Origin of the sequence: Pseudomonas sp. SG-MS2 (assembly GCF_009933855.1) — a bacterium.
GTDB classification, from domain to species: domain Bacteria; phylum Pseudomonadota; class Gammaproteobacteria; order Pseudomonadales; family Pseudomonadaceae; genus Aquipseudomonas; species Aquipseudomonas putida_E.
Window position 1 is genome coordinate 25,471 of the sequence record NZ_MOMO01000223.1, and the last position, 12,513, is coordinate 37,983.

The following is a 12,513-nucleotide window of genomic DNA, read 5'->3' on the forward strand; positions in this document are numbered from 1 at the left end:
AACTAAGGCGACGGTGCTTTACCGAATCAGGATCCAACTTGTGAAGGGCTGAAAGTTGCCACACCCTGTTCTACCGGGATTCGCGCAAGTTGAATCGAGCAGGCCAATCGATGGTGGCTATTTGCTGCTCAAATCAGGCATCGCTCCCCCCTGATCGCCCCGCAAACCTTGAGGTTTCAAAGCATTCCCCGCTCGCGACCAAACCGGCCTGAAGTGATACCATGCGCACTAACAAATACCGGTCACCCGTATATGGATCGCCTCAACGCGCACTTGGCAAATATTGAAAGCACCACGCCAAAGCCTGCGGCAAGACATGCGCAAGGCCTCCATCAGCAAGGTTACAGTGGCTTCCCCTCTATGCTCCCACGCTTGAAGAATGCTCTGCGTTGCCGCTCCCTCGCCACTGTGCTGCGCTGGGCGACTGCATTGCTGTGCGTGGCGTCGCTGTTTGCCAACCTGCTGCTGTTCACCGGCGGCCATGCCATACCGGCCAGCCTGATGCTGTTGCAGCTGATAGCAATGTTCGGGGTCGGCTGGCACCTGAGCCAGGGTGCCAGGTCTATCAGCTTGCGCCCGGCAGAACTGGCCGATCGCATGCTCAAAGTCCAGGAAAGCGAACGCCAGCACCTTAGCCGCGAACTGCATGACGACATCGGCCAACTGCTGACCGCTGCCAAATTGCAGCTGGAGTGGTTGCAGCGGCGGCTGCCAAGCGATTTGCAGACGCAATGCGGCGCCCTGCACAGCACACTCGATGACACCCTGAGCAAGGTGCGTGACGTCTCTGCCATCCTCAATCCCCGGCAGTTGGTCAGCCTTGGCCTGGAAGCCAGCCTGCGTGCCCATCTGGTGCGCACGCTAGGCAGCACCGACATGCATTGGAGCCTGGAATGCCATCAAAGGCTGGGTGGCATTTGCGAGGAGGTGACCATGGCTGCTTTTCGCATCGCGCAAGAGGCGGTCACCAACATATTGCGCCATGCAAAGGCGCGCAACCTGACCATCCGCCTGCAGCGCAGCCCCACCGGCCTGAGCTTGTCGATAGAGGACGATGGCCAAGGCTTCATCCCCGCCGCCAATCCGGCTGAGGCAGGCCAGCGCGGCATGGCTGGCATGCAGGAGCGTGCCACAGCGCTCCAGGGCACACTGAAAATTACCAGCCAGCTTGGCCTCGGCACCCGGATCGAGGTCTTGTTCCCATGGCCACCACGCACCCATGAACGCGCCAGGACACCTGCTATCCGATGACCTGTAGACTGCTGCTGGTCGATGACCATTCGCTGATTCGAGCCGGGGTCCGTGCCCTGGTGTCTGACATACCCGGCTACACCGTGGTCGGCGAAGCCGACGATGGCGGCCAACTGCTCGAGCAAGCCCAGCAACTGGCGCCCGACATCGTGCTGCTCGACATTTCCATGCGCTCGACCAGCGGCCTTGATGCCCTCACCCTGCTGCGCGCCTCTGGCAGCACCTGCAAAGTACTGATCCTGTCCATGCACACCGACCCGGACCTGATCATGCGCGCCCTGGAAAGCGGCGCCCACGGCTACCTGCTCAAAGACGCCACCGCAAAGGAGCTGGAGCAGGCACTGGCCGCACTACGCAGTGGCGAGCGCTACCTCAGCCCGGCCATCGCCCACACGGTGATCAACCAGGCGCTGATGCGTGCGCAGCAGGGCAAGCAGCCAAACATCGACCGCCATAACCTCACTGCACGGCAACTGGAAATCCTGCGCCTGATCGTACGGGGCAAATCCACTCGCGAAATCGCTGCCGGGCTTGCCCTTTCGATCAAAACGGTGGAAACCCATCGCTCGCAGATCATGAAACGCCTGCAGATCTACGATGTCGCCGGGCTGGTACTGTTTGCCGTGCGCGAGAAAATCATCAGCCTGGATGACTGAGCAGCGGCGAGTTTGGCGGCAGATGCAGGCGCAGCGCCGCAGGCAGGGCCTCGAAGCGCAGGCTGTCAGCCTGTAACGGCTCACCATCGAGGTTGATGTCCAGGCCTTGGGAGCTCTTGATCTCTACCCAGGGCAAGCGCGCACGAACGAACAGCCCTTCGCCGGCCAGCAGCTCACGCAGCGCCCCCACCACTTCTTGCGGTGCCGGCAGGATAGCGATGTCGAGCAGGCCGTCATCCACCAGGGCATCGGCGCACAATACCTGACCGCCACCTGCCTGGCGGCCATTGCCGATGCCCAGCGCCAGCAAGTCACCCTGCCAGTGGAAGTCCGGGCCTTTCAGCTCCACCGACGCGGCCTGCAACTCACTGAAGCGCGACAGCCCGGTGAACAGGTAGGCCGCTGCGCCCAGCACTTTTTTGAGGTCCTCGGAGGTGTTTGCCGTGACCTGACTGCCAAACCCGCCCGTGGCCATGTTCAGAAACATCTGGTCGCCAACCTTGCCCAAGTCGATTGGCCGTGCCGGCATATCCAGCAGCGCCAGCGCCTCAGCCGGCTGCAATGACACACCAGCGGCTTTGGCGAAATCATTGGCGGTACCCAAAGGCAGCAATGCCAGGCTGGCCTGAGTATTTGCCTGCCCCATGGCTTCGGCCACATCGCGCAAAGTACCGTCGCCGCCTCCTGCGACCACATGGGTGTAGCCAGCCGCCAGCGCCTCGGCAACCAGCCGCTGGGCATCACCTGCTTCCCAGGTCACCCGCACATCCAGCGTCCAGCCCCGCTCACGCTGGGCGAGGACGGCCTTGCGCACATCTTCGTTCATCGCCTGCTTGCCGTGCAGGATCACCATTGCCTTACCCATCACGCTTCTCCCAAGGGACCGCTCATTGCAGATCTCGACCACAGGCGCAGGCAGATTGCTGCATGCACCGGCTGATCATGCGCCAACGCCAGACACCCATGTGAACAAAAACCGGTCAGGCCCACATCAACAGGATTGAAAGCTTCAGCCATCAGGCGCATGATCGACAAATATTTGGCCAAAACCGATAAGGCACAATAAAAAGTCGGTTTTTTGACTTTTTGCCGCCAGAGCCTTGGCAGTTCGCAAGCTGCCCATTAGCGCTACGTGCAGCGCCCGAGTCGAGACTGTGAAATGAGCGTTCTCATCCCCTGCATGATCGACACAAGCGAGTACCTGGGCGAAGACGATAGCGTGGGCTTTACTCAAATGTATGGACGCGTCCCGGTTGCAGCCATCGGCTGACTGCCCACGGGCGCGTTTTTTGTCTGCAGCCTTTAGCGAGGATTGTGGTTCATGCGCATACTCTGGACGCTGCCCTACCTACCCTGGCCAACCACCAGCGGCAGCAAGACCCGGCAATACCACCTGCTGCGCGCCCTTGCGCAGCACGGGCACCGGATCACCTTGCTGGTGCAGTCGAAAGTCCCGCTGAACGATGCCACCCGCGAAGCGCTGGAGCCACTGGTCGAGCGGCTGATCGTGCTACCCCGCCGGGCGCTGCACAGCCCGCTCAACCTGCTGGCCTCACCGATCATCGACTACCCCATGCGGGCAATCATCAATGGCTTGGCGCCCTGCCTGCGCCACCGCTTCGAGCAGTTGCTGGACGAGCCCTGGGATGTCATCCAGATCGAGCACAGCTACGGCTTCCAACCCTTCGAAAAAGCCCTGCAGGCCCGCGGCCTGCCCTACATGCTCAGCGAACACACACTCGAATCGGTGATGGGCGGCGCCTGCCATGATCGCCTGCCACTTTGGCTGCGCCCGCTCAATGCGTTCGACCGTTGGCGCTATCGTCGCTGGGAGCAACGCGTACTCTGCCAGCCCACCGAAGTGGTTGCGGTGAGCACCCATGACGCCGAACTGATAAGCCAGATCAGCGGGCGCCCAGTGAACGTAGTGGTCAACGGTGTGGATTCTGAGTATTACCAACAGGTATGTCCCGCACTGCACAGTCAGCGACTGCTGTTCGTCGGCAACTTCGAATACGGTGCGAACCTTGAGGCCATCGAATGGGCGCTGGAAGAAATCCTGCCGCAGGTGTGGATGAGCAACCCTGCGGTGCGCCTGGCCATAGCCGGGCATGCCATGCCGGCCTCATGGAAGCTGCACTGGAACGATCCCCGCATCGAATGGCTGGGTTATCGCCCTGACCTTCGCGAACTGCAGCGGCGCTCGGCGCTGTTCTTCGCCCCTCTGCGATACGCCGGCGGCTCCAAAGTCAAGATCCTCGAAGCCATGGCTGCCGGGCTGCCGGTGATCACCACCAGCAAGGGCGTTTCAGGCCTTGCCGTGAACAACGGCGAGCATTACCTGGGCAGCGATGACGGTGACCAGTTGGCACTGCTGATTACCCAACTGCTCAACCAACCCTGGCGCATGTGCCAACTGAGCGAGGCCGGCCGCCAGTTTGCCCGGCATCGTCATGACTGGAGCGTGGCGGCGCAGCAACTGGAGAACGTGCACATGCGCCTGACCCAGTCAGCGCCTGCCACCGCCCCGCAACCTACAGACCCGTGGCTAGGGCGATCAACCAAGTAGTTCGCTCAACGGTATGAACGGTACGCTGTCACCCTGCTGCGGCGTGCTGCCTTCGCGCACCTCCACCAAGCCCTCAGCCCAGGCAGCGCTGCGCAACACGCCTGAGCTCTGGTTCTTGTAGATGCGCACCCGGCCGTTGTCGATCCGCGCCCGCAGGTATTCGCGACGGGTTCCGGCCTTGGGCCAATCGAAACCCGCAGGTACGTCGAAACGTAGCGGAGTGACTTCGGCAACCCCTTGGCGGCGCAGCAAGTAAGGGCGCGTGAGCAGGCCGAAGGTCACCAGCGTCGACGCAGGGTTGCCTGGCAGACCGATCACCGGCACACCTTGATAATGCCCGAATGTCAGCGGCTTGCCTGGCTTGATCGCCAGCTTCCACAAGGCCAGCTCGCCCGCCTCACGCAGCGCCGCGCCCAGGTAATCGGCCTCGCCCACGGAAACTCCCCCGGTGGACAGGATCAGGTCGACATCACCCAGGCTGGCCAGGCACTGGCGAGTCCGCACCAGGTCATCAGGCAGGATGCCCATGTCGCGCACTTCACAGCCCAGGCGTTGCAACCAACTGACCAGCAGGCGGCGGTTGCTGTTGTAGATCTGCCCTGGGCCCAGTGGCAAACCTGGCTCGACCAGCTCGTCGCCGGTGGACAATACTGCCACCCGTATCCGACGCACCACCTGCAGTTGAGCATGCCCCAAGGTTGCGGCCAACCCCAGTTCGATCGGGCCCAGGCGCGTTCCTGCGACCATCACCTGTTCGCCCTGGCGTGTTTCCTGGCCTTGGGGACGGACATTCTGCTCAGGCTTGATCGGTTCAAGGAAACGCACCCGGCCATCCTCCAGCACCTCGGTGTTTTCCTGCATCTCGACGCAGTCGGCACCGGCCGGCAGCGGGGCGCCGGTGAAGATCCGCGCGCACGTGCCGGGCTGCAACGGCTCGGGCGCGTGCCCGGCAAAAATGCGCTGGCTGACGGGCAACGGCTGGCCTTGGCAATCGGCCAGGCGCAGTGCGTAGCCATCCATGGCACTGTTGGGCCAGGGCGGCAGGTCGAGCGATGCAACCAGGTCGGTCGCCAGCACCCGGCCTTCGGCCTCGGCCAGCGGGACGGTTTCGGTGTCCTTGATCGGCGCGGCCTCGGCCAAGGCCAGCAGGCGCTCCAGCGCTTCTTCCACCGGCATCAATGGCCGGGCCTGCGGCGCCTCAGCCACGGCTTTCACAAGCCGCTGCCTGCTTCAGGTGCGCAACGAAATTGCACGGGCGATGGCGGGCATCGAGCTGCTCGGCAAGGATACCGTCCCAGCCAGTGCGCACAGCATTGGTCGAGCCCGGCAGGCAGCACACCAGCGTGCCGTTGGCCAGGCCGGCCAAGGCGCGCGACTGAACGGTCGACGTGCCGATGTCGGCAACGGAGATCTGCCGGAACAGCTCGCCGAAGCCTTCCACTTGCTTGTCCAGCAGGCAGGCCACGGCCTCAGGCGTACTGTCGCGCCCCGTGAAGCCGGTGCCACCGGTAATCAACACGACCTGCACGCGGTCATCGGCGATCCAGGTGGCAACCTGGGCGCGGATCTTGTAGAGGTCGTCCTTGAGCAGCTTACGCTCAGCCAGCTGGTGGCCCGCCGCAGTCAGGCGGTCGACGAACATCTGCCCGGAGGTGTCGGTTTCAAAGGTACGGGTGTCGCTGACCGTCAGCACGGCAATATTCAGGGCCACGAAGGGGGTATCTGCCTTGGCTTTCATGAGTGTTCATCGCAGGGGAAAGGGATGGCCGCATTTATATCACAGGCTGCCCTGCGGCAACCTTGACAGACCCAGGTCAATACTCAGCGATTGGCGCTATGCTGCACTCTAGAAGGAACTTGCGCAGACGCCTTGCGTCTTAACGTCATCTAGCACCATCGCACTGGAGAAACACGATGATTAAACGGACCCTTCCCGCCTTTCTGCTCGCCCTGGGCCTGGGCGCCCTCGCTGGCTGCGCCTCGCCAACCGTGATCACCCTGAACGACGGTCGTGAGATCCAGGCTGTGGACACTCCGTCCTTTGACGAGGACTCTGGCTTCTACGAGTTCGAGCAACTTGATGGCAAGCGTACGCGCCTGAACAAAGACCAGGTTCGTACCGTCAAGGAGCTCTGACCGAGCGCCCTGTTTTGAGCCTAAGCCCTTTTAACAACAAGGGCTTGCGTTCGAAAAAACCATGCAGTAGGATTTCGTTCATCGGAGTGTAGCGCAGCCAGGTAGCGCGTCTCGTTCGGGACGAGAAGGCCGCAGGTTCGAATCCTGTCTCTCCGACCAAATCCTTCAAAAAGCCCGCCATTGTGCGGGCTTTTTGTCATGCGCGATAAGCACTACGCGGTAAGCCGCGAAGTGACCTCACCCAACTGCCCCGACAGCCCATGCAGGCGCTGGCCTGCCTGCTCGGTGTGCTGCACTGCCTCCTGGTTGGCTGTGGCGATGCGGGTAATCTCGACCAGGTTGCGCGAGATGTCCTCGGCCACGCTGGTCTGCTCTTCAGCGGCCGTGGCGATCTGCCGGTTCATGTCACGGATGGCCTCAACCGCCGTGGTGATGCGCTGCAGCATCTGCCCAGCCTGCTGCACCTGCTCGGCCCCCTCCTCGCTGCGCTGCTGCCCGCTTTCGATGGCCTTGACCGCGTCCACGGCACCAGACTGTACCGCCTCGATGATCTGATGGATTTCGGCGATCGACGCCGCCGTGCGCTGAGCCAGGCTGCGCACCTCGTCGGCGACCACCGCAAAGCCGCGCCCGGCCTCACCCGCACGGGCTGCTTCAATGGCCGCATTGAGCGCCAGCAGGTTGGTCTGCTCGGCGATACCACGGATCACTTCCAGCACCTTGCCGATGCGCGAACTGTCAGTTTCAAGATCGCGGATTACCGCCGCAGTACCTGCGATCTCCCGGTTGACCACGCCAATGATGTCGATGGTCTGCTGCATTACCCGCTCGCCAGCCTGGGCACTGTGGTCGGCTTCATCGGCCGCGCGCGCGGCTTCGGCGGCGTGACGGGCAACCTCTTGGGCAGTGGCGGACATCTCGTGCATCGCCGTGGCCACCTGATCGGTGCGCTGGAACTGGTCATGGGTACCGCGCGCCATGTCACCGGCGATGCTGCGCAGCTGGCCACTGGCGCCTTCCAGCTCTTGGGCATTGTCCTTGAGCCGGCCAACGGTTTCGGCAAGGAAATCACGCAAGGTATTGGCCGCCCGCGCAAGGCGGCCCAGTTCATCCTCGCGACGGCTGTCGACCCGAGCGCCAAAGCGGCCCTGGCTCAATTGCGCTACGTACTCGATCAACTGGCTGATCGGCTCGATCAGGCTACGGTTGACCCGCCACAGGCTGAGCAAACCGACCAGCAGTGCCGACCCGAGCATCACCAGCATACCCAGCCATACCGTGCGCTCGGCCCTGGCATTGATGCTGGCGGCGCGTTCACGGGCGTCGGCGCGCAACTGCTCGACCAACGCGCTCATCTGCTCGCTGGCAGCACGGTCGACACCTTTGACCGCCAGATCGCCGGCAACCGGGTCACCACCTGCGGCCAGAAACGCCTGACGCCCCTGCGCGTAGGCCACACCCAATTGCCGATGGCTGTCACGCAGTTGCTGCAAAGGCTCCTTGAGCTTCTGATCACTGCTGTCGATCAGTTGCCCAAGCAACTGCTGAACCTGCTGTTCACGGGCCTGGAACTGCTGCCAGTACTTTTCCAGCTCAGCCGGCTGGCGGCCGCGCAGCAGCACGTTCTTCCACTCCTGCACCTGGATCTTGAACTGCAGGTTGGCTTCGTCGATCGATTGCGAGGCCTGCAGTGGTCCATCGACCAGCGTGGCATAACTGCGCACGCTGGAGGACAGAAACTGGAAGCACACCAAGGCAATCAGCAGCATCGCCGCCAGGCTGCCGCCGAGCAGGGTAAGAATTTGTACTCTGAGGGATTTACGCAACATCGCAGATCTCGGGAACAAGGAATGAGGAAACAGCGTGCCGCTGGCAGCGCCGCCACAGACATCCATGTCCTCGTTCGCAGGCCAAAAAAAAGCTGCCATCAATCGATAGCAGCCAGGTCGAGCACTTACGCAACAGTTGAAGGGATAGTCTCAAGCAATTGCTACAAAAATGTTACAAGCCTTCGATGCGTCAACCTGCGTTGAACTGCAGCGAGGCCAGCCTGGCGTACAGCGGGCTCTTTTCGATCAGTTCACGGTGGGTACCCACTGCCACCAGGCGCCCCTTGTCGATGACCGCGATGCGGTCGGCATGCTGCACCGTGGCCAGGCGATGGGCGATGACCAGCGTAGTGCGGCCCGCCATCAGGCTCGGCAGCGCCTGCTGGATCAAGTGCTCGCTCTGCGCATCGAGGGCGCTGGTGGCTTCGTCGAGCAGCAGGATCGGCGCATCCACCAGCAACGCCCGCGCAATCGCCAGACGTTGCCGCTGCCCGCCCGACAGGCCAATACCACCCTCGCCCAGCGGTGTCTGGTAACCCTGCGGCAGTTGCCGGATGAACTCATCGGCATGTGCGCCACGCGCCGCCGCTTCGACCTCGGCCAGGCTCGCCTGCGGGCGCCCATAGCGGATATTGGCCTCGACCGTACCGCGAAACAGTGAGGGGTTCTGCGCTACCAGGGCGAACTGGCGGCGTAGTTCGCCCAACGCCAGGCTGGTGATTGGCTGGTTATCCAGAAGGATGCCCCCCTGCTGGGGGTCGTAGAAGCGCAGCAGCAAGTCGAACAATGTCGATTTGCCCGCGCCGGATGGCCCCACCAGCGCCACGGTCTGGCCTGGTTCGATGACCAGGTTCAGGTTGTCGATGGCGGCAACCGATGGCCTGGAAGGGTAAGCAAATACCAGGTTCTTCAGCTCGATACGCCCAACAGCGCGCTGGCGATGCAGCGCAAACGGCTGCTCGGTCTCTAGAATGCTGCTACGCGCCGCCAGCAGTTCGGCGATACGCTCGGCCGCGCCGGCGGCGCGCTGTAGTTCGCCGATGACTTCGCTCAAAGTACCGAAGGCACTACCGACGATCAGGCTGTAGAACACGAAGGCTGCCAGTTCGCCTGCGGAGATGCGCCCGGCGATCACATCCATGCCGCCGACCCACAACATCACCCCCACCGCGCCCAGCACCAGCACGATGACCAGAGTGATTAACCAGGCCCGCTGCGCGATACGCTGGCGCGCCACGGCGAAGGCCGCCTCTACCGTTCCAGCGAACAGCTGGCGGTCTAATGCCTGGTGGTTGTAGGCCTGCACGGTCTTGATCTGCCCCAGCGTCTCGGCCACATAGCTGCCCACATCCGCCACCCGGTCCTGGCTCTGCCGCGATAGGCTGCGCACGCGCCGGCCAAACAGCAGGATCGGCGCCAGTACCAAAGGCAGGGCCACCACGACGATACTGGTGAGTTTGGGGTTGGTGATGAAAAGCAGCACGACACCGCCGATCACCATCAGGGCGTTGCGCAGGAACATCGACAGTGATGAGCCGATGACCGCCTGCAGCAATGTGGTATCGGCGGTCAGCCGGGACTGGATTTCCGAGCTGCGGTTGTCTTCGAAAAAGCCAGGGTGCAGCCCTATCAGGTGATCGAACACGGCGCGGCGGATATCGGCCACGCACCGCTCACCGATCCAGGAAACCAGATAGAAGCGGCTGAATGTGCCTACCGCCAACGCCAGCACCAACAGCAGGAACAGGCCGATGGTCTGATTGAGCTGGTGCGCCGAACGGGTCATGAACCCCTGGTCCACCAGCAGGCGGATGCCTTGCCCCATGGACAGTGTAATGCCGGCGGTCACTACCAGAGCCAGCAACGCCAACAGCGCTTGGCGACGGTATGGGCGCATGAATTGCCAGCAGAGAAACAAGGCGCGACGCTGACGTGAAGAAACCGGTTCGGGCATGGCGATGGACCACAATGACAGTGAAACAGCAGCCTACCATTCATCCCGCCTGGCAGTGGCTATAGCCCATCGTTCTAAAACGCCTCTGGAGGTTTGCCGCACTTTCTGGTGGACTGTAGCTGTCGTGACCTCCAAGAGCCGCTGTCACAGGCCAGTCACGGCACAGGTTTACCTTGATATTGGACCTGATGAGGAGACTGTAGATGAGCTTGCAGCATGGCAGCGACACCCAGAAGCCCCAGAGCACCCCACAACCGAAGGTCTGCGGATCGATCATCGATGCCCAGGGCCGTGAAGTACCGATCACCGAGCAAATGATCCAGCAGGCCTGCAAGGACCTCGAGGACAGCCGGGTGAAGAAGGTGCGCAAGGGCTGAGTGAAGAATTGCTTGAAACCCGGCGCTGGCGCCGGGTTTTTATTTGCCCGGAATGTTCTGCCTGCTCGTCAAACGACCACTGCACCCAAGGCATTGACCATCTGCACCAACTGCGGAGCCTCGCCCCGCAACCGCACCGCTAACCCTTCGATTTCACGGCGTGGCGGATACTGTTTGCGCAACAGGTCGAACGCCGCGCGCTGCTCGGCCGCATCGTCGCTCAGGCTGCGACGGAAATCGGCATCGTCGCGGCGCGGGTCGTACACCGCCCGGCACAACGTCGCCAAGGCCCAGCCAAGGTCAGCTTCGCCATCGAACTCGATCTGCGCCAGTGGCGGTTTGGGCAGAAGATCCTGCAACTGCACGCGCTCGGCCTCACCCAGGAAGCGGCACAACGCCTGGTAGATCTGCGCCGTGCCGCGCTGGCGGCCATCCAGGCTGTAGCCGGCGATGTGCGGCGTAGCCAGGGTGCAGAGGTCGGCCAGTTGCAGGTCGACCTGCGGCTCGCCCTCCCATACATCGAGCACAGCGTGCACGTCTTCGCGGTCCAACAGCAACTCACGCAGGGCGACGTTATCCACTACCGGCCCACGGCTGGCGTTGATCAGCCATGCGCCAGGGCGCAGCTGTGCGAGCTGCGCTTGGCCCAGCAGGTGCCAGGTCGGGTGCTCGCCGCCACGCTGCAATGGGGTATGCAGGCTGATCACATCGCATTGTTCGAGCACAGTTTGCAGGCTGACGAAATCGCCCCCCTCAGCCGCCTGGCGCAACGGGTCGCAGACCAGCACCTTCCAGCCCATGCCGTGCAACACGCGCACCAGCCGGCCACCGACCTCCCCTGCACCCACCACGCCGTAGGTGCGCTGGGGCAGCGCTGCACCGTCCAGGTCGGCGAGGGTCAGCAGGCTGCCCAGCACGTAGTCGACCACACCGCGGGCGTTGCAGCCCGGCGCGCTGCTCCAGTGGATGCCGGCTTCGGCAAAGTAATCCAGGTCCAGGTGATCGGTGCCGATGGTGCAGGTGCCGACAAAGCGCACCTTGCTGCCTTCGAGCAATTGCCGGTCGACCTTGGTCACCGAGCGCACCAGCAGCACATCGGCCTCTTTGACGCTGGCGGCGTCCATGCTCCTGCCAGGGTAACGGCGGATCTCGCCGAAACCTTCGAAGAAGGCATCGAGCAGCGGGATATTCTCGTCGGCAACTATCAGCATGGCGCTCTCCTGTCTGGGGAACGCAGTGTAGGTGCTATGCCCGGCACGATCCAGCGTGGATCAGTCGGCTTTCTTGCGAATCCAGTACAGGTAGGTACCGGCCTCTTCCTGCTGCTGCAGCAGTTCGTGGCCGAGGAAGTTGCAGAACTTGGGAATGTCGCGCCGGGTCGAGGGATCCGTAGCGATGACCTTGAGCAGGCCGCCGGCGGCCAGATTGCGCACGTGGGTGTGCAGCATCATCACCGGTTCTGGGCAGTTCAGGCCGGTGGCATCAAGAATGGCGTCGGGGGTGAAGTCAGTCATGGGGTGCTCCGCAAATGATCGCTATTGTGGCGCATAGCGTGGCGCGGACCAATAGTCACCTGCACGCCCGGCGCCGCAAGCACAGCTTGCTCTCCCTCTCCCTTTGCCTTTGCCTTTGCTTTTGCTTTTGCTTTTGCTTTTAAGCGCGCGGTAGCTCAGTCACTACAGATTGCGACTTCAGGAGGCCGAGCGCAGGTCTTGCGAAGGGAGGTGACGGGCATGGATGC

General features: G+C 62.7%; 12 protein-coding genes, 1 tRNA gene and 1 pseudogene. 6 read left to right on the forward strand and 8 right to left on the reverse strand.

Annotation, left to right across the window (positions count from 1 at the left end):
- Positions 1–360: 360 nt before the first annotated feature.
- Positions 361–1,251 (forward strand): sensor histidine kinase, encoded by an 891-nt coding sequence (locus tag BLX42_RS18660; RefSeq protein ID WP_046786469.1) that lies wholly within the window; start codon positions 361–363, stop codon positions 1,249–1,251.
- Positions 1,248–1,907, forward strand: a complete 660-nt coding sequence (locus tag BLX42_RS18665; RefSeq protein WP_046786470.1) for a response regulator transcription factor — start codon at positions 1,248–1,250, stop codon at positions 1,905–1,907. Before BLX42_RS18660 ends, BLX42_RS18665 begins: the two co-directional genes overlap by 4 nt.
- On the opposite strand, the gene yegS is transcribed toward BLX42_RS18665, so the two are convergent.
- The gene (gene yegS, locus BLX42_RS18670) at positions 1,891–2,772 is read right to left on the reverse strand and encodes a lipid kinase YegS (protein ID WP_217433355.1); all 882 of its coding nucleotides are present in this window, start codon (positions 2,770–2,772) and stop codon (positions 1,891–1,893) included. The genes BLX42_RS18665 and yegS overlap by 17 nt on opposite strands.
- Before the next feature lie 456 nt (positions 2,773–3,228).
- Here yegS and BLX42_RS18675 point away from each other — a divergent pair, with 456 nt between their 5' ends.
- Positions 3,229–4,476 carry a glycosyltransferase family 4 protein gene (locus tag BLX42_RS18675; protein WP_161872363.1) on the forward strand — a complete coding sequence of 416 codons (1,248 nt, stop codon included), beginning with the start codon at positions 3,229–3,231 and terminating at the stop codon, positions 4,474–4,476.
- On the opposite strand, the gene glp is transcribed toward BLX42_RS18675, so the two are convergent.
- Both glp and moaB read right to left on the reverse strand, forming a co-directional pair.
- Positions 4,465–5,691, reverse strand: a complete 1,227-nt coding sequence (gene glp / locus BLX42_RS18680) for a gephyrin-like molybdotransferase Glp (protein ID WP_161872364.1) — start codon at positions 5,689–5,691, stop codon at positions 4,465–4,467. The two genes, BLX42_RS18675 and glp, sit on opposite strands and share 12 nt — an antisense overlap.
- Complete coding sequence (moaB, locus tag BLX42_RS18685) at positions 5,675–6,214, reverse strand: molybdenum cofactor biosynthesis protein B (RefSeq protein WP_039604205.1); 540 nt, start codon at positions 6,212–6,214, stop codon at positions 5,675–5,677. Before moaB ends, glp begins: the two co-directional genes overlap by 17 nt.
- A gap of 176 nt (positions 6,215–6,390) precedes the next feature.
- On the opposite strand from moaB, the gene BLX42_RS18690 reads away from it, so the two are divergent.
- Both BLX42_RS18690 and BLX42_RS18695 read left to right on the forward strand, forming a co-directional pair.
- Complete coding sequence (locus BLX42_RS18690; protein ID WP_046786473.1) at positions 6,391–6,612, forward strand: YgdI/YgdR family lipoprotein; 222 nt, start codon at positions 6,391–6,393, stop codon at positions 6,610–6,612.
- A gap of 82 nt (positions 6,613–6,694) precedes the next feature.
- Positions 6,695–6,771 (forward strand) — tRNA-Pro (locus tag BLX42_RS18695).
- A 53-nt stretch (positions 6,772–6,824) separates the two neighbouring features.
- On the opposite strand, the gene BLX42_RS27235 is transcribed toward BLX42_RS18695, so the two are convergent.
- The 3 genes and pseudogenes from BLX42_RS27235 to BLX42_RS18705 form a co-directional block, all read right to left on the reverse strand.
- Positions 6,825–7,592 (reverse strand): methyl-accepting chemotaxis protein, encoded by a 768-nt coding sequence (locus BLX42_RS27235; RefSeq protein WP_371316837.1) that lies wholly within the window; start codon positions 7,590–7,592, stop codon positions 6,825–6,827.
- A 117-nt stretch (positions 7,593–7,709) separates the two neighbouring features.
- Positions 7,710–8,540 (reverse strand): annotated as a pseudogene (locus BLX42_RS27240) (methyl-accepting chemotaxis protein); the annotation flags it as partial.
- Between the two features lie 91 nt (positions 8,541–8,631).
- Entirely contained in the window at positions 8,632–10,395 is a 1,764-nt protein-coding gene (locus BLX42_RS18705; RefSeq protein ID WP_046786475.1) for an ABC transporter transmembrane domain-containing protein, read from the reverse strand.
- A 203-nt stretch (positions 10,396–10,598) separates the two neighbouring features.
- On the opposite strand from BLX42_RS18705, the gene BLX42_RS26575 reads away from it, so the two are divergent.
- Entirely contained in the window at positions 10,599–10,772 is a 174-nt protein-coding gene (locus tag BLX42_RS26575; RefSeq protein WP_168216562.1) for a PA1571 family protein, read from the forward strand.
- Positions 10,773–10,840: 68 nt separating this feature from the next.
- On the opposite strand, the gene pdxB is transcribed toward BLX42_RS26575, so the two are convergent.
- Entirely contained in the window at positions 10,841–11,983 is a 1,143-nt protein-coding gene (gene pdxB / locus BLX42_RS18710; RefSeq protein ID WP_046786476.1) for a 4-phosphoerythronate dehydrogenase PdxB, read from the reverse strand.
- A gap of 60 nt (positions 11,984–12,043) precedes the next feature.
- Complete coding sequence (tusA, locus tag BLX42_RS18715) at positions 12,044–12,286, reverse strand: sulfurtransferase TusA (protein ID WP_012313540.1); 243 nt, start codon at positions 12,284–12,286, stop codon at positions 12,044–12,046.
- Between the last annotated feature and the right edge of the window lie 227 nt (positions 12,287–12,513).

What these genes read in the sequence shown, in the direction of transcription:
- BLX42_RS18660 (WP_046786469.1), top strand. Translation starts at nt 361, where the DNA reads ATGCTCCCACGCTTGAAGAATGCTCTGCGTTGCCGCTCCCTCGCCACT.
- BLX42_RS18665 (WP_046786470.1), top strand. Translation starts at nt 1,248, where the DNA reads ATGACCTGTAGACTGCTGCTGGTCGATGACCATTCGCTGATTCGAGCC.
- yegS (WP_217433355.1), bottom strand. Translation starts at nt 2,772, where the DNA reads ATGGGTAAGGCAATGGTGATCCTGCACGGCAAGCAGGCGATGAACGAA.
- BLX42_RS18675 (WP_161872363.1), top strand. Translation starts at nt 3,229, where the DNA reads ATGCGCATACTCTGGACGCTGCCCTACCTACCCTGGCCAACCACCAGC.
- moaB (WP_039604205.1), bottom strand. Translation starts at nt 6,214, where the DNA reads ATGAAAGCCAAGGCAGATACCCCCTTCGTGGCCCTGAATATTGCCGTG.
- BLX42_RS18690 (WP_046786473.1), top strand. Translation starts at nt 6,391, where the DNA reads ATGATTAAACGGACCCTTCCCGCCTTTCTGCTCGCCCTGGGCCTGGGC.
- BLX42_RS27235 (WP_371316837.1), bottom strand. Translation starts at nt 7,592, where the DNA reads ATGGCGCGCGGTACCCATGACCAGTTCCAGCGCACCGATCAGGTGGCC.
- BLX42_RS18705 (WP_046786475.1), bottom strand. Translation starts at nt 10,395, where the DNA reads ATGCCCGAACCGGTTTCTTCACGTCAGCGTCGCGCCTTGTTTCTCTGC.
- BLX42_RS26575 (WP_168216562.1), top strand. Translation starts at nt 10,599, where the DNA reads ATGAGCTTGCAGCATGGCAGCGACACCCAGAAGCCCCAGAGCACCCCA.
- pdxB (WP_046786476.1), bottom strand. Translation starts at nt 11,983, where the DNA reads ATGCTGATAGTTGCCGACGAGAATATCCCGCTGCTCGATGCCTTCTTC.
- tusA (WP_012313540.1), bottom strand. Translation starts at nt 12,286, where the DNA reads ATGACTGACTTCACCCCCGACGCCATTCTTGATGCCACCGGCCTGAAC.